Raw genomic sequence first — 19,731 nt, forward strand, 5'->3', positions numbered from 1 at the left:
GTGATAAACGCTGCACGTGTTGATCACTTCGACAGACCGCTTTTGCCGAGACCACGCCGATTTCGGGCATCGGCATGTTCATTGAGAGCAGATACCTGCTGTTCGAGTGCCCCATTTCGCTGCGCAGACACGGCGCTTTTGGCGCCGGCTGCGACAAGATTGCAGGCGTCAGATCATTTGGACGGGTCGAACGACAACCCCCCATGCAACGCCGGCCCAACAAGCTGTAACGTTTGATAGCCGGGGGGCGTGGGCGCCGAGAGAGGAATGGTTTCTCCGGGAAGAAACCCTTCAAGTCCGACCGTTATCGCAAATTCCTGCGTGTTGCGTGTGGAAATCACGAGCCGACCGTTCTGCTCGAAGGCCACCGGCCCAAATACCGGCACCTCAATGTCCTGTTGTGGGATATTTAACCCTTGCCCACCGACAAGACCAGTATCCGGCCCATTAACCGTGAGCTGTAGCGCCGCAACAAAACAGGGCGCATAGTCATAGTCGAAGGCCGGCAGCTCGCCCGAGGCGGGAAACGTGCCACTACATTCCGGGACGATATAGCCGCGCTGGGACTGGTTGGTCGCCGCGCCGTCGACAATACGATTCGGAAACCGCAGCAGTAAGCGGCCTGTTGGCGTCAGATAGCCCGCAGGTATCGATGTGATGGTGGTGAGCCCGCTTGGCGGAAGGTCCACGGGAATACAACTGGCCGGCGTCCCGGTCCCGACAACGGGCGCATCGTTGCTCAACCGAACATCGGACACATCGCATTCCGAACCGCTGACAGCGGGACGTAGGGCAATCGGCCGGTCGCCGCCGAGAAAACCTGCTTCTGCTGGAGCGAGGTCCGACCCGAAGAATGCTGGCGCGATCGTGTTGAGCGTACGGGAATAAACCACATTCGCCTGCTGCGCCCGCTCGCGGCCTAAAGTGTCGTTAAAGACGGGCGCAGTAGCGGCGCGATCATTACCGGTATTGAAACCGCCGATTATTTTGGCTGCTATATCTCCTGCGCCGAATGTCGCTTGATCATAAGCCGTATTATCGTAAAGTCCGTTGCCGTTGTTATCCGTTTTTGGCAAGGCACGCAGAGTGGTGGCGTAATCCATTGTCGGCGCGCTGCCAGTAAACGGCATCAGGATATCTGGGCCGCCCTGCTCTTCGTTCGTGACATAGCACTTGACTTGGCCCGCCAGAGGATTCGTGGGATCCTCGTCAAAGGACGGCACATCCTCGCCGCAGCCTGGTACATCGTCGCTATCAAGCGCGTTTGTGGTGCCGTCAGGAGCCGTCCCCGTTGCTCGCAGGGGGTCCGTGTTAAGCGCCAAGCCGCTTTGACCTATGATCGTCTGCCCGCTGGTGCAACTGTTGCCTGCGGCGACGCTATTGTCGTCGCCGTTGGCACGCCCACAAATCACGATCCAGTAGCGCTGTTCGGACTCAAACGGCGCGGCCGGCTCGAAGGTAAAGCCTTCGGTGAGCGCCGCACCGGCGCCACCCAATGTGGACAGCGTGCCGTCGACAGCGCCTAAGCACTGACCGCTGTCATCCATGCGCTGGATTGCGACGGTGGCATCGTCGTTCGTATTGCCGGACCCGCGTACGAGACAGCCATCGGCCAACGCGATAGAGGCCGTGCGTACCGGCTTGGAGAAATAGGCCTGGATGGGCGCATTGGCCGGTTGCGACGCGACCGAGTAGACACGGGCCGGACTGGCCTTGCGCGTAACCGGTTCCGTACCGAACGTTGGAACTGACGGGGCGGGTATTACCGTGTCCTGCGCAAAGGGTGTATCGCCGACACAGCGGCCCGCGGTATCACCGCCGTCCAAATAGTCGCCGCTTTCAGCCAGCAGCGGACAGGCCTGGCCGGGGGTGAGCGCGGTAATGAACGGCGCGGTCTGGAATACCGCTTCGCTCGTGTTGTCGTCCACGTCGGTCGGTTGGCCGGATGCGTCGGTTGGAACCACCATCGGCTCGGTCGTGAAGGTGACCCGGCTGACGATCGTGCTATCGGGGAAATTGCCCGCCAACGGGTTGCCGGCCAGGTCGGTTACGCCGCCGTCAACCGTGAGCGTGTAGTTGGTATCGGCCTGGAGCGGCTGTTTCGGCGCGACCACCACACTGGCCCCTTCGGCGCGCAGATTGACGGGCACCGTCATACCCGTGCCGTCGTCGGCCGCCAGCGAGATATTGCCGGCCAGGCTGACCGGATCGACCGGTTCCGAAAAAAGGATGGACGCTTCGCCGTTAAGCGGGAAACTGTCGGCCCAGGGGTTGATGAAGTTGTATGTGGAATCCGGGTTGCCGCCTGCCCCTTCGCCGGTGGCGATCACGCGACGCTCGTTCAGGGCGGCAATACAATCGGCTTCGGTAGCCGAGAGCGTGGTCGTTCCGTTGAAGTCGCCCACGATCGCACCGCTTTCGAAGGGCAGATTGCCGGCGTCGTCAACGATGTTGAACGTATAGCTACACGCACTCGGGTACTGCGCCGTAATACGCGGCGGCGTGGCGTCGTTGGCGACGGTGACTCGCGTGCCGGCGCCGGGGTTGGGCAGGGTCAGTTCCAGCTCGAAATCGGCGGTGGCGCTGCCATCGCGGTTGACGGCGACCGGGAAGCTGCCCAGCGCGGTGAGCTTGATGTCGCCGTTGGGCTGCGGAACGGCCTGGCCGGCGGCGACAACGTTCATCACCGTCTGGTTGAAGACGCCGTTGGAGAGCGAGTCGATAGCATCGCCCGATTCGACATCGGTGCTGATGCCCAGATCCAGGCGCAGCAGTACCAGAGTGGGGCCCTCGATACCGGCCAGCGGCGCGTTGCCGGCGAGATAGATATCGCCGTCGTTGATCAGGCGAGCCTGAATGGGGCCGCTGGTGACGGGTGTGTCGATCGCGCCGCCCAGGCGCAGGTCGATGCCGTCGAGCTCGAACTGCTGGCCGGCCGGCAGTAGTGCCGGGAAGAGGTTGTTGTAACGCCCGCCGGAGGTGGTGCCGGCCAGACGTGTGAGCAGGCCGCCGCGGTTGGCGTTGTTGCGGGCGTCGAGTACGTTTTCGCCAATAAGCTGCGAGCCAATGCGGGCCACGTTGCGGGCGCCGCCGTTGAGGGCGTTGTCGCCGTTGCCGCCGGTGATGGTGAGCGTTTGTACGGTATCGACGCTGCTGCCGGCACTGATGGCTACCGGGTTGACCCGGAAGCTGTCGTTAAGCTCGGCGCCGGTGACCGAGCGCAGGCCGTCGAAGGCGACGGTATAGCGCTGTCCGGCGACGAGATCGCTGCTGTCGTAGTCGCTGGCATTACGGGTGTTGGGGGTGCCGTCGCCCATGTCGCTGCTGGGATCAAACGTCATGCTCGTGCCTTGCACGGTCAGCCGGCCGGCCACGGGGCCCGTGGGGCCGGTGACGGCGACGGTGCAGTCCGTGCCCAGCGTTTCGCCGGCCAGACACAGGTCGGCACTGCCGGCATCGACCGCCTGGCTGAAGCCGGCACGAATGGGGTTGAACTCGGTGAGCGGTACGCGCCGGTCGCCGATGGTGCTGCGACGGGTGACGGTAAAACTGTCGCTGCTGCTGCCCGAAGTGCTGAACGAAAACAGCGTGTTGCCGGCGGCGTTGACGACGCTGTAGTCGGCTTTGGGCTGTAGACTCGCACGCTCGATGCCGTCGTCTTCAGAGGCGACGCGCAGGCGGAATATGTTGGGCTGGTCGCTGTCGCGTTCAACCGTGGTCGGCACGGTTTCGCCGTCGCGCACGAGCTTAAGGCCCGGGTCGCTGCCGATATCGCCGCGAAAGGCCACCGCGATCTGCGATTTCACGTAGACATCGTCCTGGCCGTTGAGCGGGTAGCTGAACGCCAGGCTGGAATCGGCACCGCCGCCGACGATATCGCCGGGGTTGGGGCCGTCGCCGCCCTGGCCGCTATCGCCACCCCCGCCCGAAGAACAGGCCGTGAGCGAGCCGGCCACGCACAGGCCGATAAACATCGCGCGAGCCACACACACCGCGCCCGACCGGTTGCCGGGCACCGTGAAATCCCCTCGTTTTTTGATCATAAGCGTTATTGGCCCTGTGGCCATCTCCCCGTTTTCGTTGTCCTGTCCCGGAAGCGTTCCGGGCTGGCCTTTACAGGAACCGAGAGGCCATGCCGGGTACAAGGACGCGACTGACAGGCGTAACTGTCAGTCGCGTCCCCCTATCGACATAACGCTGTTTCGTCTGTGTTTTTCACCACACCGCAGCCAGGATTTTTTTCCCGTAATTCGCGTTTGCTGCGCTGCGAGATCGGGGCGTTCGGTGGCGAAATGCGCGCTATCGATTGCCGCGCGCGGGCGCCGCCGCGAACATCGAAAGCGTGTTTCGCTGGCGCCAATCCGAACATGGGTCAGCCCTTGCCGAAGCGCGCGACGATGCCCGCCGATCGCGCCGGCAAGTGCAGCGCGATCGGCGTTTCGCATCGAGTTAATCGGCGCCGGTGTAATGAGTACGGGCGCGGCTATGCGGTGGGGTGGGCTCTCGCATGCATGGGCGATCAGTCAGGTGATCGCGCTCGCCGACCGGCGACATCGATCACGCGGCGCCGCGCCGGGTGGCTGGCTCAGCTGTCGATGGACATCATCCGCGACAGCACCTGCCAGGGGTCGGCCTTGCGCGGGCACTGGTCGCACTGCGCCTTGCGGTACGCCCCGGGCGTGATTCCGCTCAAGGCCTTGAACGCACGACGAAAGGAACGCTCGCCGGAAAAGCCCAGCATATCGGCAATCGTTTCCGCCCCTGCATTGGACTGGGTCAGCAGCCGACAGGCCATGTTGAAGCGTACGTGCTGGACAAGCGTACGAAACGAGCTGCCTACCGCGGCCAGTTCGCTACGCACATGGCGGCCATGATCGCCAATATCACGGGCGATATCGTCGAGCTCGATATCCACGCCTTCGGAGCCCGGCAATCGCCGCATGATCGCGCTGCGAAGTTGATCGATCATGTCCTGACGTTTCAGGCTGGTGAACTCGCGGTCGGCGTGCTCGCAATGGATCTTGAGCATGTCCGGATTCTGGTACTCGCTTTCCAGATCGAACAGGGCGGCATCGAAACGGATTTCGCTCTTGCCGCTGCCAAACGATACCGGGCAGGCGAAGATACGGGCATAGTCGTCTCGCGCCGGGCCCGGGTCGCAGCATAGACGCACGCTCTGGGCAACGAATGCGCCCTGGGTCATATGGGCGAAGAAGTCGATCACGCCATAGACGAAGCAAACCTCGGAGTGACGCAGCACCGAGTCGCTGCCGTTGGTGCCGGTAATACGAACCACGCCCTGGCTGCCTTCGATGTCGATGGCGCCACGAAAGGCGTCGCTGACCAGCCGGTCATAGCGCAATGCCAGCCGGCAGGCCTGGCCGAAGGTTCGACAGCTCAGAAACAGGTACTCGATGGCGCTGTTGCGAAACAGCGGCAGGTGCGGACACAGATGGATACCGATATCCGGATCCCCCGAAACCTGCTCGACAGCACGCCAGAAATTGACCTGCCAGGCATGACGCGAGCGCCGCGAGGGATCGCTCATCTGCTCGCAGGAAAACTCCAGAACTTGATCGATCGCATCCAGATCGATGTTGGCGGCAACCAGCGCGCCGTAAATCAGACGTAACAGCTCCTCTGAATCACGCATCCCCCACCTCTTTTGTTTTTCATCACGCAACTCTTCGGTCGCATGAAGCGACGTTATTGGGTTATACAGCTTCTTGCAACATGCGATCCACCTCGCCGATGAGCGCCGGTTAAATCGGCAACCTGTTCGAAGACCGCTCCGAAAAGATCTACTCCGTGGGTTATAGCGGTGCTTGTCTTCGCTTAAATCCGGACTAACTATTTGCTTTCATGCGTTTTTTTACGAGCGACAAGCCTTGGTCGGCAGTTAACGCTGGCGTTGCCTCGCAACTGCCGAGATCGGCAATCGCGCACGGCGATCGCGCGCCGCGCAAAGCATTCGGATCGATAGCCGGCCACCAGCGGCTCTTTTCGAAACTGTATTTCGTTTTATTGGCGTCTTTTAACTAAAAAAGGGAAAATTTCCCGATAACGAACACTTTTATCGCGCGGACGAAGGCACCGCCTGCGCGCTGCTGGCAACCCTTTATGCATGCGCCTGGCAGTGGCCCGTGAACGACCGGCCTGCAAAATCATCGCGCGCGATATAGCATGCGCGTCCCCAGTGCAGCGGCCCGGCGGGGCCAGGTTTTGAGGATGGCATTCGATTGATGAACAGTTTCCGCTTGTTTGGGCCAGCCGCGTTTCAGTGGGCCACACTGGCCGTGCTCATTTTCGCCAGCGGGTGCGCCTGGCACCCGCCCGCCTACGACTTCGCCGTGCCGCCCCGGCCTGTCGCCGACACAGCGGCGCACTTCGCGCAGCCCGTGGCGCCGTTTTCTGAACCATCGGACGACGCGTTTCATGCCCAGCCGGTACCCGCCGAACTGGCGGACATGGCGCCGGGTACGGTGTTGCGTTATCGCCCGATTTCGCCCGAGGCGTATTACTTTTTCGGCGTCAACGCGCGTGCCTGGCAGGTGGCTTACGTCACAGCCGACGGCAACGGTAAACCGCAGGTCGATATCGCGACGCTTCTGGTACCGGACGACCCGAAGCCGCGGCTATTGTCGTATCAGGTGGCCTACGATGCGCTCACGCGTCGCTGTGCGCCGTCTTACGAAATCCTCAGCGGTTCGATGGTCGAACACATGCTTATGGACAAGGCGCTACGGCGTGGCTGGGTGGTGGTGATCCCCGACTACGAAGGCCCAGAAAGCCAGTTCCTCGCGGGTCGCAATTCCGGCCAGGGCGTGCTCGACGCCATTCGTGCCACCCAGAACTTTCTGCCCGATAACTGGGTGAATACCGATACGCCGGTCGCGCTGTGGGGCTATTCCGGCGGCGCGTTCGCCAGCCTCTGGGCCGCCGAAATCGCGGCCGATTATGCGCCGACGATTCCACTAGTGGGCGTGGCGGCCGGCGGGCCACCGGCCGATCTGGCCAGTTCGGCCGAAGCGGTCAACGGCGGCATTTTTGCCGGCATGTATTTCGCGGCCGTGGTGGGTCTGTCGCGCGCCTACGATTCCATCGATACCGAAAAGCTGATGAACGAAGACGGCCGCGAAATGTTGAAGGACGTGGGCGAGAGCTGTATCGGCCAGGAACTGGCCTGGGTGAAGGATCCGGTCCTGTCCTATGCGTTCGATGACATGCAGGACTACACCACGGTGGACAACTTTCTTGCCGTCCCGGCGGTGCAGAAGGTGACCGCCGAAAACCGGCTGGGCCAGCAGGGCTTTGCCGCGCCGCTGTTCTACTACCAGGCGTTTTTCGACCAGGTCACGCCGCGCCGGGATGCCAAGACACTGGCAGCCACCTACTGCGCGGCCGGCGTGCCCGCCGTGCGTTTCAGCTATGCGCTGGGCGAGCACATCAGCGCGACGCTGACCCATGCTTCCGCCGCCGTGGATTATCTGGCCGCTCGATTTGCCGGCGAGCCGCCGCCCAACGAATGCGCCGAACTAATGCAGATGCTTGCCGCGCCCGACTGAGTCGAGGCCGGACCCGGCCCGCGTTGCGTGGTTAGCCGCCGCCGTCACCCCGGGCGACGATGGCGGCGATCATCGCCAGCCAGGTGTCGCCAACCGGCAGGCCGAAGGTTGTGGCAAGCGTATCGGCCAGCGCCGTCTCGTCGAGGACCCGTTCCTGCGTCGTGCCATGGGCAAAACGGGTGGTGAAGCGATTATTGGATAGGCTGTAGCGCACCTCGTCTTCGGTGCGGGCGATCATGAGTTCGCGCTTGAACAGTGATCGGGGATGGGTGGCGACATAGTGGTTGGCCATCTCGAAATCGACCGGCTGCCAGTCGAAGTCGAGTATTTCGTAGAGCGGCCACCAGCCCTCCTGATAACGGTTTTCGAGCATGTAGCCGTCGCGGGTTTCGACCAGCCGAAACGTACCGAAGGCCGTATGTTGTGCTTGGTCGGGGCGCCACGCCAACGGCTGGTTGGACAGGAAGCCACCAAAGCCGACATCCACCAGCCACAGCCGCCCGTTCACCTCGACCTTGAGCGATGCGTGGGTGGCGGCCGGGGCGTGGCTGCCGCCATGAATCCACACCCGCGCCAGATGCGGCTCCAAGGCAAAACCGAGCGCCTGCAAGACGCGCCGGAACAGGCTCGTATGCTCGAAACAATAGCCGCCGCGGCGGCCGTGAATCATCTTGCGGTCGACCGCGCCCGGGTCGAGGTCGACGCCCTCGCCCAGCATGACGTCGACGGCTTCGAACGGGATCGAGGCCATATGCCGTCGCATGAGTGCCTGCAAGACCTCGAAGCTGGGCACCCACGGGCCGTGGTAGCCGATACGTTCGAAATAGGCACCCAGGTCGATCGCCTCGCTTACAGATTCGCGCTGCTGCGCATCCGCAGATGAACTCGGTTTCATCGGTCATAACCCCTGGTTGATCCGACGCCTGGCTCGACAAACGCCGTACACGGTGCATGCACGGCCGATGCCATGATCGTGCAACAAATCGAAGCAATGGCACCAGCATGCAACCTGAAGTAAACTTGAGGTCAATGTGCCAGGCGGTTTTTTTCAACCCACGGCCTCGGCGCCCATTCAAGGCCTAAAATCACGCATGCCCCCGGACCCGTCCATACCGCTTCGCAAAACGTTATCGGTAGGCGAAGTCGCCCGGCGCAGCGGCGTGGCGATATCGGCGCTGCACTTTTACGAAACCAAGGGCCTCATCCACAGCCGTCGCAACGCCGGCAACCAGCGTCGCTACAGCCGCGATGTGCTGCGCGTAGTCGCGCTCATCAAGGTGGCCCAGCGTGTCGGTATTCCGCTGGCGGACATCGGCCGGGCGCTGGCCACCCTGCCGGACGGCCATGCCCCGTCGGCCGAGGACTGGCGGCGATTGTCGGACGGCTGGAAAAATCAGCTCGAAGACCGAATCGACCAGCTTACGAAGCTGCGCGATCAACTCGACGGCTGTATCGGCTGCGGCTGCCTGTCGCTGCAGGCCTGCCCGTTGCGCAACCCCGACGATATCGCCGCCCAGGCCGGGCCCGGCGCCCGCCTGTTCGACGCCAGCGCGCCGGGTGACGATGCATCAGGCGATTGACGCCGCCTTCAGACCCAACGCCAGCCGCTATGAAGCGTGTCGAGGTCGCTCGATAACGACCACACCTCACCGGCCACGCCCAGTTCGGCAATCGACAGCCACCCGCCCATGAAGGCGCCGGTATCCAGCCAGCGCGTATTGGCATGGGCCATGGCTTCGTGCATGGGTGTATGCCCGAAATAGATCACGTCGACGCCGTCCACGGCGATCTGCCCCGAACCCCGGCCGTTGAGCGCGTCGGCCCGATCGCGATTCCATAGCAGCATGGACAGCGCTTGGGTATCCGCCGAGCCCGCCTCAAGCAGCGCACGGGTACGCTCGAAGCTATTGTCGCTCACGTTGGCATGCACCAGCGCGGCCACCCCGCCGCCGGCCAGATTCACGGCCGCTGCGAGTGGCAGCTGGCGCACTCGCTCGGTCAGCGCATCGGCTGCCCGTGCATCGACGGCATCGAACCAGTCACCGCCGTTCATATGCCAGAGCGCGCGGTCCTGTCCGCCATGGTTGACCGCATCGAGCAGCATCTGCTCGTGATTGCCGCGAATGGCATGAAACCAGGGCGCATCGATGAATTCGGCGGCGCGCTCGCTGTCCGGGCCGCGATCGATCAGATCACCGACCGAAAACAGGCGATCCTTCGCTACGTCGAACTCCAGCCGCTCGAGCAATGCATCGAGCATGTAGAAGCAGCCGTGGATATCACCCACCGCGTAATCGCGGCCGGCGGTATTGGCGTCGAAATATTGGATACGTGGGCCCATGGTCATCGCTCTTGCGCGTGCACTCGGTTATTCCCGGTGTTGGCCAAAGACCGCACCATGCCAGACGCCCGGCGCTACCTCCTAGTCAGTGCCTTGCTCGTACGTGGATTGGATTAGACAAGGAAATCCAACATCGAACGCGGCCTGCGGGGCGTCGATTCGGCCACGGCGCTTCACGCCGGTTACCAGGCGCTTCCGTGTTGGCTGACGACCTGCGGCCTAAGCCAACCTACGCGTCCCCCCGGCGAAGCCTTGAGGCCCGGCGGTGGATTTGCGAAGCGTAATTCAACATGCAGCGCAGCCCAGCGAGCCAACCCGGCCCGGCGCTTCGCACCGACGACGGGGCAGGTTCGGACGCGGTGATTCACGACAATACGTGGCCTACCTGCGGGGATGGGTCGTTCTACGTATTGGCCTCATTCATCGCCGCGCCAGAATTGCACGCGTCATTCACGCCCGGATACCAGCATGGCCGAAAACGACAACGATCGCAGCAGCATCAAGGATCCGGAACAGTACGAAGCGATGCGAGACGAGGGTATGTAGGAACCTCCGATCGGCTGCACGCGGGTCGTGCCGGCGTCGTTGCGCGTGGCTGGCAAGACAAGAATGAGCTGATCGAGGCCCTGCGCTCGCACTGAGCTCGGGCCGCGTTCAAATCGATCAATAGAAATCGCCGTAGCCGCTGCGCGCGCGGCGCATGGCGTAGGCGATCCATGCCAGGATGACGAGCTGCAAGGGCAGCCGCGCATACAAAAGCCAGGGTGCGAACTGGCTGAACTGTTCCGGGTTCTGGGCCATGTAGATATTGGCGGGGAATACCGCCAGCGTGAGCAGCAGCAGCCCGAAACCCGCGAGCCGGCGGGTACGCCGCATGAGAATACCGATCGCGCCCAGCAGCTCGCCCAGGCCGCTGATCGCCACCATCAACGCCGGCATGGGGATGTAGTCCGGCACGATGGCCAGGAAAAAATCCGGGAACATGAAATGCCCGATGCCGCTGGCCAGAAAGAACAGGGCAAGCCCGAGCAGGGCCAGCAGATGGGATCTGGAATGGGTGGACAGGGCATGGCTCATGAACGGGTCTCGTCGAATCGCGAAAAAGCGGGCTCGCCGCATAGCCTACGCGCTGTCGCCGGCTTTGCCATGCACACAGGCAGCTAGCGCAGGGTGGTGTTGGTGACGCTGCCCGGCCGGTAGCGCGACACCGCGCTTTCCGGCGCGGGTTCTTCGATGACGTTGCGATGTTTCCAGGTGCCGCGCGCAAACCAGATCACCACGATCAGCGCGGTGAGCACGTTCTGGATCGGATAGGCAATCCAGATGCCGGTCGCGCCCAGCCCGCTGCGCTCGGCCAGCAGCCAGGCCAGCGGAAACTGCAGCATCCACTGCGACACCAGCGCGATGGCCATGGCCACCAGCGTATTGCCGGAGCCGCGAAACGCGCCGGTGAGCACGATCTGGGCCCCCACCACGCCATAGGCCAGCGCGGTGATGCGTACGAACAGGCTGCCGGTTTCGATGACCGCCGGCGCGTCGGGCACGAACAGTGTCACGATGGGCTGTGCGAACACGAACGTCACCACGCCCACCAGCGACAGCAGCACGAAGCCGATCGCAGCACTCAGCCAGGCGGTGCGTTCGGCGCGGTCGATACGCTGGGCGCCGATGTTCTGGCCGATCAGCGCAGAGCTGGCCTGCGACAGGCCCAGCGCCGGGATGATCACGAAGCTGAGCATGCGCGTGCCAATCCCGTAGGCCGCGAGCGTGATCGTGCCAAAGCCGGCCACCAGCACCGTCATGAGCATCAGCCCGAGCGCGCGGGTGGACTGCTCCACGGCCGCGGGCAGCCCGAGCTTGAGCAAACGCCAGATCAGAGCGAACTCGGGCACTAAATGGCTACGCCGCAGGCGGATGCCGTAGCGCCCGGAAAACAGCATGGCCAGGCCCACCACCGCGGCCAGGCCCTGGGTGACGACCGTGGCCAGCGCGGCGCCGCTTACGCCCATACCGGGCACCGGCCCCCAGCCGAGGATGAACAAGGGGTCGAGCACGAAGTTCAGGGCCACGGTGCCGGTGACGATCAGCAACGGCGTACGCGCATCACCCACCCCGCGCATGAGCGACTGAAAGATCACATAGGCAAACAGAAACGGCAGGCCAACGAACGACACGCGCAGATATTCCGTGGCCAGCGGCAGTACATCCTCGGCCGCCCCCAGAAAGGCGACCACCGCATGCGCGCCGATCACGCCAAGCACGGCCAGCACCAGCGATACGGCGCCCACCCCGATCAAGGCCTGGGCAGAGACCCGATTGACCATCGCGGTGTCGCCGCGGCCCTGGTACTGGGCCACGAGGATGGTGCCGGCCACCGCCAGGCCGAGCCCCAGCGAGATCAGAAAGAAAATCACCGGAAAACTCAGCGACACCGCAGCGACCGCGCTCGCGCCGAGCCGGCCGACCCAGAACGTATCGATAAGCTGGTAGGCGGTTTGCAGCAGGTTGGCGAATACGATCGGCACGGCCAGCGAGAACAGCGCGGCTACGATCGAGCCCTCGGTGAGCGTGGGCGCTACGCGTGGCATGCCTTGTCCGGTATATCGCCGGCCGCCAAGGCGGGCTCGCGCCAGGCGCCGTATTGGCTAGACGACCCGCGCATCCTTCACGCCTGCGCCGTCAAGGTGAGGCGTTCGTAGTCCTTGCATACGCGATCGGCCGCGATGGCGCGTCCGTGCATGACGGCATACACGCCCGGTGCCAGCAGTCGTGCGGCCATGAGTGCCTGGGCCACATTCTGCAGCCCGTCGCTCGCGGCAACCCGGTAAGGACGCATGGCGCCGGTGAGCACGACCGGCAGCGTCGGCGAGAGCGTTGCATGCAGCGCCCTCGCGGTATCGGCCAGCGTATCCGTGCCGTGGGTGACAACCACCGCGTCGACCGTTTCGTCGGCGCATGTCCGCTGTACCGCAGCCACGATCGCATGGCGGTCGGCGTCGGTCATGTCGAGCGAATCCTTGGCCATGAGTCGTTCGACCCGGACCGCCACATCGGGCATGTCGAGACGGCCCAGCAGGTCGTCGATCACCGGCTCGGCCAGTGACAACTGGCCCGAGCGTGCATCGTAGCTTTTCTCGAGCGTGCCGCCGGTGGCGAGCACGGTCACACGGAACGGCGAACGGTCGACAGATTCGGTGGGGCTCATGCGCGCGGCTCGATACTCTGCAATGGCTTAGATGGTAATACCGATCTTGCCGAAATGCTGGCCGCTTTCCTGATAGCGGAATGCCTGCGCCAGTTCATCCAGGGCAAAGCAGCGGTCGATGACCGGCTCGATCCCGCTGGCCTCGATCGCCCGCACCATGTCCTGCTGCTGGGCACGGCTGCCGACGGTGATACCGGTCATGTTGAGGTTGGAATAGAAGAACGCCGCCGTGGGCACCTTGCCAGCCAGGCCGGTGAGTACGCCGATAAGGCTGATATGCCCGCCCATGCGACAGGCGGCGATCGACTGGGCGAGCGTGCCCGGCCCGCCGATTTCCACCACGGCATCGACGCCGCGCCCGTCGGCCAGTTCCTTCACGGCCTTGCCCCAGTCGGGATTCTCCACGTAGTTGATTGTGGCGTCGGCGCCCAGCGCGCGCAGGCGTTCGAGTTTGGCGTTCGAGCTGGAAGTCGCGATCACCCGTGCCCCGGCCGCGCGTGCGAACTGCAGCGCGAAGATCGACACGCCGCCGGTGCCCATGGTCAAAACGGTATCGCCGGGTTTGATGCGCGCCTCGACCATCAGCGCGCGCCACGCGGTGAGCGCGGCACAGGGCAGCGTGGCCGCCTGCTGCGCGCTGTAGCCCGTCGGTGTACGGGTGAATGCCGTCACCGGGGCGGTGACATATTCGGCGGCCATGCCCTCGCCGCTGTCGCCCGGCGTGCCCTGGCGTTTGGCCGGCGTGATGGCACCGTCCTGCCAGTTCGGAAAGAAAGTCGATACCACCTGATCACCCACGGCGAACTCGCTTACCTCGGCGCCGGCTTCCACCACTTCGCCCGCGCCGTCGGACATCAGCACCCGGCCGTCGGGCACGGCGATACTGCCGTTGGCTACGGCATAGTCGTGGAAATTCAGCGAGCTGGCGGCGATGCGCACACAGACCTCGCCGGCCTGCGGCGAGCGCGGTTCCAGCGCAGTCGTTTCGATGCGATCCAATCCGCCCGGTTTGCGCAGTACGGCTGCTTGCATGTCACGGTGTCCTTAACGAAAATTTTACGCTGCCGGCATCCGGCTTTTAGCATAGGGCCGACCTTAGCAGTTCGCCGACGCCAACAGCGCGCAGCAATCCAGCGATCTGCTAGATTGTTGCAGCGATTTGGCACGAGGGGCGGATCGCGCTTCGCGGTTTTCAGACGATGTCGTAAGTCGCGCTTTTCTATACTTTCCGTCCCGAGGTTTGGTATGTCGCCGCCTGTGCTGTCTGCGCCCAACGCTTATCATGCAACCACCGCCGAACGGTGTGCATGGTGGCTGGCCAGCCTTTTTCTGGCCCTGTTTCTGAGCTGTCTGCGCCTGACCACGACGCGCCCGTTCGAACTCACGACCTTCAAGCAGCTGGTGCATTTCGAAGCCGTCGAGCCCTTTCAGCACCGGGTGCTGCTGCCGGCGATCGCGGCCGCGATCCAGCAGGTTGCCCCCGTGGGCGAAACCCTGCTGTTCGCACTCATGGAAGTCGCGGGCTGGATGCTGCTGATCGCCCTGGCCTACCGCGCCCTGGTGGTATTCAACGTCGGGCGCAGCGAGCCGGTACGCCGTCTGCTGGCCTTCACCGTGCTGGTGCCCATGTTGCTGCACCTGATCGCACCCGATCTTCAGATGGCCGCTGCCCTGTCGTCGGACGGCTCGCCGCTGGATATCGGCGGCTGGGAACCGCGGGCAATCTTCTACTACGTTTACGATCTGCCGGCCGCGATGTTCACGCTGGCGCTGATTCTGTTGATGGTGCGCCTGACCCGGACCCCCGATCTACGCAGCTTTGCGCTGTACCTGGCGGTATTCGCCCTGGCCACCCTCAATCGCGAAACCACGCTGTTCCTGGTGCCGGCGTTCGCTCTGGTGCTGTGGCCGGTGGTGGGCTGGCGGCGTAATGCGCTGATGGTGGCAGCCCAGGCGGCCGTATTTCTGGCCATCCAGCTACCGCTGACCGCGCTGTTCGCGGGCAACACCAACCCCAACGCGCATATGGGCAACACCGCCTACGAGTTTCACCTGCTCTACAACCTCGAGGCGCTATCGAACCCGTTGTATCTGGTTACCTACATGGCCCGGTTCACGGCCGCTCTGTATTTGCCGGTGCTGCTCTGGCACCGCTATCTCGACCGGCGGCTGGCGATGAGCCTGCTGTTCTTCGCCCTCCCTCTGGCACTGGTGGCGATCGTGGTGGGCCGCATGGTCGAACAGCGCATCTTCATCGAGATCGTGCCGCTGGTCTGGCTGGCCGCCTTGCAAGTCATTGCCACCCGCACCGCGGGATTGGAAAGCCCGCCCGAGCACGTCCACGCGGCGACCGGAATCGCCCAGCGCGCACGGCCGCCGGGCTGAAGCATCGGCGCGGATCAAGCGCGCGCCGTCTGTCCGCGCCGACTCAGCCACAATGCCAGCACGATGATCGCGGCGCCGGCCGCCAGGCGCAACAGATCCGCGTCGTGGTTCCACAGCAGCAGGTTCACCGCCAGCCCGGCCGGTATGAGGGCGTTGTTCATCACCGCCAGGGTGGCCGCATTCACGCGGGTGGCGCCGATATTCCAGGCATAGAAGCCAAACCCCGAAGCGCCCAGGCCAAGCCATAGCAGCACGCCCCACTGCAGCGACGTGCCGGGCAGCGCGTCGGCATCGCCCAGCAGACAGAACAGCAGCAGCGACAACGGCCAGGCGCCGGCGAAGAACCAGCCAAACAATGCACGCCGTGGCAACTCAGGGGGCAACGCCAGATGCAGGCGTCGATAACCCACCTGGCCGGCGGCAAAACACAGATTTGCCCCCTGCACGATCAGAAAGCCGTGCCAGTAGTCGGCGCTGATGGGCTGGTAGCGAATCACGGCGGCACCGGCCACCGCGCCGAGGGCGGCGAGCAGACAGCGGCTGTCGAAGCGGCGCTCGAGCGCGTCCTCGAGCAAGGAGATATAAATGGGCGTGAAGATGGTGAACAGCAGTACCTCGGGCACGGAGAGCCAGAGGAAAGACTGGTAGAAAAAGAAATACATCAAACCCAGTTCGACCGCGCCTACGGCCATCAATCCCGTGGCCAGTCGCCAGCCCAACCCGCGCAGGCGCATCATGGGCGCGAACACCAGCAGCGCGAGCGTGATGCGCGTGAGCACGGCAAAGGTGGCATCGACCTGGCCGGACAGATAGACACCGATCAGACTGAACGAAAACGCCCAAAGCCCGGTTACGCCAACCAGTATCCCCATGCCTCGATCTGCTCCGTACAACGTCGGAAAAACCGCGATTATAGAACTGCATTCGCGCCTGGCGGATATTCGTCGGCTGCGCTTTGAAGCCGAACCCGGCCCGGGTTCGCACACCGGCTGGGCCGGCCACGGCGAGGCCGAGGTGGCCGTGAGCGTCGACGCAGACGGCCTGCGCTTTCACGAGAGCGGCCAATTCACGCCCGCTGCCACCGGCACGGCGCTGTCTTTTCGAAACGTCTATCGATGGGTTGTTCACGACGACCGTATCGCGTTGTGGCACGAGCGTTTCGGCTGCGAGGCCGCCGTGTGGTTATTCGATCTCGTGGCGGCCGCCCCCGACAAACTCATCGCGGCCGAACGCCACCTCTGCGGCGAGGATCGCTACGACGCGCGCCTGCGACTCGTCGAGCACGGCTTCGAGCTGGGCTGGTCGATTACGGGGCCGCGCAAGGACGAAAAGCTGGCGTATCGGTATCTTTTTTAAGCGGTAATACGTCGTACCGATAGGCGACAGGACCGAAATTCGGCATTCTGGCTGCGGCATATGCTGGCAACGGCCGCCAGGCGGCGATCGCAAGCCGATACGAGGCCGTGGATACCCATAAACATAAAGAGATATGACCATGGCCGAGCAACACGCTAACAAGACGCTGGAATTCTTCTTCGATTTCGGCAGCCCCAATGCCTATTTCGCCTACGTGCGGCTGCCCGGCGTGCTCGAACGCACGGGCGCACGACTGGTATGGCGCCCGATGCTGCTGGGCGCGGTGTTCAAGGCGACCCACAACCAGTCGCCGGCGCTGATCGAATGCGCGCCCAAACGCGAATACCTGTGGCAGGACATGCAGCGCTTCGTCGACCGCTACGATATCGATTTCCAGCGCAACGACGCCTTCCCGATCAACACCCTGCCGCTGATGCGCGGCGCGATTGCGTATCTGGGCACGCCCAATTTCGAGCCTTACGTCAGCGCGATCTTCCATGCGCTTTGGGCAGACAACCGCAACCTCGGCGACAGCCATGAACTGAAGTCGACGCTCACCGAAGCCGGTCTGGACATCGCCAACTTCGAGGCTCAAATCGAAGACAGCACGACCAAGCAGGCGCTCAACGATGCCACCGCCGCCGCCGTAAGCCTGGGCATCTTCGGGGCGCCGAGCTTTATCGTGGACGGCGAACTGTTCTTCGGCCAGGACCGGCTCGACTTCGTCGAGCGGGCGCTGACCGAGGGCTGACAGACTCGCGTATAGCGGTTGCAGCCGGCGCCGATGCCCGCAATAGTGGGCCACTCAATCGCAAGCCGTGGGCGAGATGCCGAGATGACACAGCCGCACAGCGAAACCGTTCGCCGGGTTATTGACTCCGGCCATGCCATGGCCCAAGAAAGCGGTGAGCGACTGATTCGCCAGTCGTGGCTGCGGTGCGCGCAAGAATATGGCCTGGAGCCCGAGCACAACCCCGGCATCCGCCAGGTAAGCGCAGGCGATCTGCAACAGCGCCGACAGCGACTGGGCGAATATCTGGATATCGCCCGTACCGGAATGGACCAGCTGTACGGCCATATCGCGGGTCAGGGCTATACCACCATGCTGGCCGACAGCGACGGCATTACGCTGGAATGCCGCAGCGACGAGCGCGCCGACCCGGCTCTGCGGGCGGCCGGGTTGCGTGCGGGTACCGTCTGGAATGAAAGCGTGGTCGGGACCAACGGCATTGGCACCTGTATTGCCGAGCAGCAAACGCTGACCTGCCATCGAACCGATCATTTCTATGCCGGCCATCTCGATCTGAGCTGTACTGCGGCCCCTCTCCATGATCCCTATGGTCGTGTCGCTGCGGTACTGGATATATCCGCGTTGTCGGTGCCGGGCGCGCGCGCCGGCCAGCAGCTGGCCTGGCATCTGACTTCGCTGTATGCCCGTCTGATCGAAGATAGCTATTTCAGCCATCACTTTAGCGATCACTGGCTACTACGCCTGGGCCGCAATGCGGCGTTCGTGGACAATCATGCCGACCTGATCCTCGCGCTCGACGACGACGGCCTGATCGTGGGCGCGAACACCGGCGCACGTCAGATACTTCAGCCACCCAGCGGTCAAGACCCGGTAGGCCACGGGATCGGCGCGTTCTTCCGCGATGGCAACGCGCGTGTACACGCACTTAAAAAACGCCAGGACAGCGTACGTATTCGCAGCTGGAGCGACGACAACTTCCATGCGGCGATGTCGCAGCCGCGCCGCGCTGCCACGCGCGGGCGCGCAGCTCGGACAAATGCACGCGCCGGCGCGCTACAGGCCATCGCGGGCAACGACGCCACAATGCAGCGCCTGATTGCCCAGGCGACGCGCCTGGCGAGCAAGCCCATCGACCTGCTTATCCAGGGTGAAACCGGCTCCGGCAAGGAAGTGCTCGCTCGCGCACTGCACGCAGCCAGCGACCGCTCGAACGCTGCGTTCGTCGCTATCAACTGCGCCGCCCTGCCCGAGTCGCTGATCGAAAGCGAGCTGTTCGGCTACGCCCCCGGCACGTTTACCGGCGCACGCCAGCAGGGCATGAAGGGCCTGCTGCAACAGGCACAAGGCGGCACCCTGTTCCTGGACGAGATCGGCGACATGCCGGTGGCGCTACAGACACGCCTGCTACGGGTGCTGGCCGAACGCGAAGTATTGCCGCTGGGCAGCGATACGCCGATTGCGCTCGACGTGCGCTTCATTACCGCGACCCATCGCGATCTCACCACGCTGATCGCGGCGGGGAGCTTTCGCGAAGACCTCTACTACCGCCTGGCCGGCGGCACGCTATCCCTGCCTGCGCTGCGCCAACGCAGCGACGTCGACTGGCTGATCGACCGCCTGCTTGAAAACGAAGCCGAGGCGCTGGGGTGCCGCGCCCGCCTCAAGCCGGAGGTACGCGAGCGTCTGCTCGCCCACGACTGGCCCGGCAACATACGCGAGCTGCGTAACGTGCTGCGCTTCGCGCTCGCGCTGGCCGACGACGACGGCATCGATATGGCCGACCTGCCGGCCTCGCTGGCGACGACCGATACGGCCGTGCTGACCGACGAGCGAGTCACGCCGCCCGCCGACGAACAAACCGAGACACCGCGTGAACGCCTGCTCGCCCATCTGCGCGAGCAGGACTGGAATATTGCGCAGGTGGCGCGTGATCTATCCGTCGCCCGTTCGACCGTCTATCGGCGCATGGCCCGGCTGCAGATCGTCGACCCTCGATACCGGCACTAGATACAGCGGCAATCGCCATTGCTGTACGCATGAAAAAGGCCGCGTCGGATGACGCGGCCTTTGTTGCTAAGGAACCTCTGATCTATTCATCCACGGTCGCGTTTGAGTCCCAAAAGGCCGC

The 19,731-nt window shown here is 63.8% G+C and carries 16 protein-coding genes; 7 read left to right on the forward strand and 9 right to left on the reverse strand.

Translation table 11 applies throughout. The annotated features are described in order from the left end of the window. Window positions 1-173: 173 nt before the first annotated feature. Complete coding sequence (locus ABNU97_RS05250; protein WP_348765698.1) at window positions 174-3,317, reverse strand: Ig-like domain-containing protein; 3,144 nt, start codon at window positions 3,315-3,317, stop codon at window positions 174-176. On the opposite strand from ABNU97_RS05250, the gene ABNU97_RS05255 reads away from it, so the two are divergent. Then, window positions 3,316-3,618: a hypothetical protein gene (locus tag ABNU97_RS05255; RefSeq protein ID WP_348765699.1), complete on the forward strand. Its 303-nt coding sequence runs from the start codon at window positions 3,316-3,318 to the stop codon at window positions 3,616-3,618. The genes ABNU97_RS05250 and ABNU97_RS05255 overlap by 2 nt on opposite strands. Before the next feature lie 967 nt (window positions 3,619-4,585). On the opposite strand, the gene ABNU97_RS05260 is transcribed toward ABNU97_RS05255, so the two are convergent. Further along, window positions 4,586-5,653, reverse strand: coding sequence for an AraC family transcriptional regulator ligand-binding domain-containing protein (locus tag ABNU97_RS05260; RefSeq protein WP_348765700.1), 1,068 nt, complete (start codon window positions 5,651-5,653; stop codon window positions 4,586-4,588). A gap of 745 nt (window positions 5,654-6,398) precedes the next feature. Between ABNU97_RS05260 and ABNU97_RS05265 the strand changes: the two genes are divergently transcribed. Continuing rightward, window positions 6,399-7,565: a lipase family protein gene (locus tag ABNU97_RS05265; protein ID WP_348765701.1), complete on the forward strand. Its 1,167-nt coding sequence runs from the start codon at window positions 6,399-6,401 to the stop codon at window positions 7,563-7,565. A gap of 31 nt (window positions 7,566-7,596) precedes the next feature. On the opposite strand, the gene ABNU97_RS05270 is transcribed toward ABNU97_RS05265, so the two are convergent. Next, window positions 7,597-8,460 carry an arylamine N-acetyltransferase gene (locus ABNU97_RS05270; protein ID WP_348765702.1) on the reverse strand — a complete coding sequence of 288 codons (864 nt, stop codon included), beginning with the start codon at window positions 8,458-8,460 and terminating at the stop codon, window positions 7,597-7,599. Window positions 8,461-8,656: 196 nt separating this feature from the next. On the opposite strand from ABNU97_RS05270, the gene soxR reads away from it, so the two are divergent. Further along, window positions 8,657-9,145, forward strand: a complete 489-nt coding sequence (soxR, locus tag ABNU97_RS05275; RefSeq protein ID WP_348765703.1) for a redox-sensitive transcriptional activator SoxR — start codon at window positions 8,657-8,659, stop codon at window positions 9,143-9,145. A gap of 8 nt (window positions 9,146-9,153) precedes the next feature. Here soxR and ABNU97_RS05280 read toward each other — a convergent pair whose 3' ends face one another. The 5 genes from ABNU97_RS05280 to ABNU97_RS05300 form a co-directional block, all read right to left on the reverse strand. Next, complete coding sequence (locus ABNU97_RS05280) at window positions 9,154-9,906, reverse strand: metallophosphoesterase (protein WP_348765704.1); 753 nt, start codon at window positions 9,904-9,906, stop codon at window positions 9,154-9,156. 663 nt (window positions 9,907-10,569) lie between these two features. Then, window positions 10,570-10,983, reverse strand: coding sequence for a hypothetical protein (locus tag ABNU97_RS05285; RefSeq protein ID WP_348765705.1), 414 nt, complete (start codon window positions 10,981-10,983; stop codon window positions 10,570-10,572). A gap of 83 nt (window positions 10,984-11,066) precedes the next feature. Beyond that, window positions 11,067-12,494 carry an MATE family efflux transporter gene (locus ABNU97_RS05290; RefSeq protein ID WP_348765706.1) on the reverse strand — a complete coding sequence of 476 codons (1,428 nt, stop codon included), beginning with the start codon at window positions 12,492-12,494 and terminating at the stop codon, window positions 11,067-11,069. Between the two features lie 77 nt (window positions 12,495-12,571). Further along, on the reverse strand, window positions 12,572-13,111 hold the full coding sequence (locus tag ABNU97_RS05295; RefSeq protein WP_348765707.1) for an asparaginase: 540 nt from the start codon (window positions 13,109-13,111) through the stop codon (window positions 12,572-12,574). Window positions 13,112-13,138: 27 nt separating this feature from the next. After that, a complete protein-coding gene (locus tag ABNU97_RS05300) occupies window positions 13,139-14,143 on the reverse strand; it encodes an NAD(P)-dependent alcohol dehydrogenase (RefSeq protein WP_348765708.1) in 1,005 nt (334 codons plus the stop codon). 213 nt (window positions 14,144-14,356) lie between these two features. On the opposite strand from ABNU97_RS05300, the gene ABNU97_RS05305 reads away from it, so the two are divergent. Beyond that, the gene (locus tag ABNU97_RS05305; RefSeq protein WP_348765709.1) at window positions 14,357-15,496 is read left to right on the forward strand and encodes a hypothetical protein; all 1,140 of its coding nucleotides are present in this window, start codon (window positions 14,357-14,359) and stop codon (window positions 15,494-15,496) included. A 14-nt stretch (window positions 15,497-15,510) separates the two neighbouring features. Here the strand turns inward: ABNU97_RS05305 and ABNU97_RS05310 are convergent, their stop codons facing one another. Then, entirely contained in the window at window positions 15,511-16,368 is an 858-nt protein-coding gene (locus tag ABNU97_RS05310; protein ID WP_348765710.1) for an EamA family transporter, read from the reverse strand. Here ABNU97_RS05310 and ABNU97_RS05315 point away from each other — a divergent pair. From ABNU97_RS05315 to ABNU97_RS05325, 3 genes are all read left to right on the forward strand, one after another. Next, window positions 16,367-16,852 carry a DUF6314 family protein gene (locus ABNU97_RS05315; protein WP_348765711.1) on the forward strand — a complete coding sequence of 162 codons (486 nt, stop codon included), beginning with the start codon at window positions 16,367-16,369 and terminating at the stop codon, window positions 16,850-16,852. The two genes, ABNU97_RS05310 and ABNU97_RS05315, sit on opposite strands and share 2 nt — an antisense overlap. Window positions 16,853-16,991: 139 nt before the next feature. Next, a complete protein-coding gene (locus ABNU97_RS05320) occupies window positions 16,992-17,603 on the forward strand; it encodes a 2-hydroxychromene-2-carboxylate isomerase (RefSeq protein WP_348765712.1) in 612 nt (203 codons plus the stop codon). A gap of 138 nt (window positions 17,604-17,741) precedes the next feature. Continuing rightward, window positions 17,742-19,610 (forward strand): sigma-54-dependent Fis family transcriptional regulator, encoded by a 1,869-nt coding sequence (locus ABNU97_RS05325; RefSeq protein WP_348765713.1) that lies wholly within the window; start codon window positions 17,742-17,744, stop codon window positions 19,608-19,610. The last annotated feature ends 121 nt before the right edge of the window (window positions 19,611-19,731 follow it).

This window comes from uncultured Salinisphaera sp. (genome assembly GCF_964012375.1).
In the GTDB taxonomy this organism is placed as follows: domain Bacteria; phylum Pseudomonadota; class Gammaproteobacteria; order Nevskiales; family Salinisphaeraceae; genus Salinisphaera.

Excerpts from the sequence above, each read along its gene's own strand:
- ABNU97_RS05255 (WP_348765699.1), top strand. The coding sequence starts at position 3,316 with ATGTCGCTGCTGGGATCAAACGTCATGCTCGTGCCTTGCACGGTCAGC.
- ABNU97_RS05250 (WP_348765698.1), bottom strand. The coding sequence starts at position 3,317 with ATGGGCGACGGCACCCCCAACACCCGTAATGCCAGCGACTACGACAGC.
- ABNU97_RS05260 (WP_348765700.1), bottom strand. The coding sequence starts at position 5,653 with ATGCGTGATTCAGAGGAGCTGTTACGTCTGATTTACGGCGCGCTGGTT.
- ABNU97_RS05270 (WP_348765702.1), bottom strand. The coding sequence starts at position 8,460 with ATGAAACCGAGTTCATCTGCGGATGCGCAGCAGCGCGAATCTGTAAGC.
- soxR (WP_348765703.1), top strand. The coding sequence starts at position 8,657 with ATGCCCCCGGACCCGTCCATACCGCTTCGCAAAACGTTATCGGTAGGC.
- ABNU97_RS05280 (WP_348765704.1), bottom strand. The coding sequence starts at position 9,906 with ATGGGCCCACGTATCCAATATTTCGACGCCAATACCGCCGGCCGCGAT.
- ABNU97_RS05285 (WP_348765705.1), bottom strand. The coding sequence starts at position 10,983 with ATGAGCCATGCCCTGTCCACCCATTCCAGATCCCATCTGCTGGCCCTG.
- ABNU97_RS05290 (WP_348765706.1), bottom strand. The coding sequence starts at position 12,494 with ATGCCACGCGTAGCGCCCACGCTCACCGAGGGCTCGATCGTAGCCGCG.
- ABNU97_RS05295 (WP_348765707.1), bottom strand. The coding sequence starts at position 13,111 with ATGAGCCCCACCGAATCTGTCGACCGTTCGCCGTTCCGTGTGACCGTG.
- ABNU97_RS05300 (WP_348765708.1), bottom strand. The coding sequence starts at position 14,143 with ATGCAAGCAGCCGTACTGCGCAAACCGGGCGGATTGGATCGCATCGAA.
- ABNU97_RS05305 (WP_348765709.1), top strand. The coding sequence starts at position 14,357 with ATGTCGCCGCCTGTGCTGTCTGCGCCCAACGCTTATCATGCAACCACC.
- ABNU97_RS05315 (WP_348765711.1), top strand. The coding sequence starts at position 16,367 with ATGCCTCGATCTGCTCCGTACAACGTCGGAAAAACCGCGATTATAGAA.
- ABNU97_RS05310 (WP_348765710.1), bottom strand. The coding sequence starts at position 16,368 with ATGGGGATACTGGTTGGCGTAACCGGGCTTTGGGCGTTTTCGTTCAGT.
- ABNU97_RS05320 (WP_348765712.1), top strand. The coding sequence starts at position 16,992 with ATGGCCGAGCAACACGCTAACAAGACGCTGGAATTCTTCTTCGATTTC.
- ABNU97_RS05325 (WP_348765713.1), top strand. The coding sequence starts at position 17,742 with ATGGCCCAAGAAAGCGGTGAGCGACTGATTCGCCAGTCGTGGCTGCGG.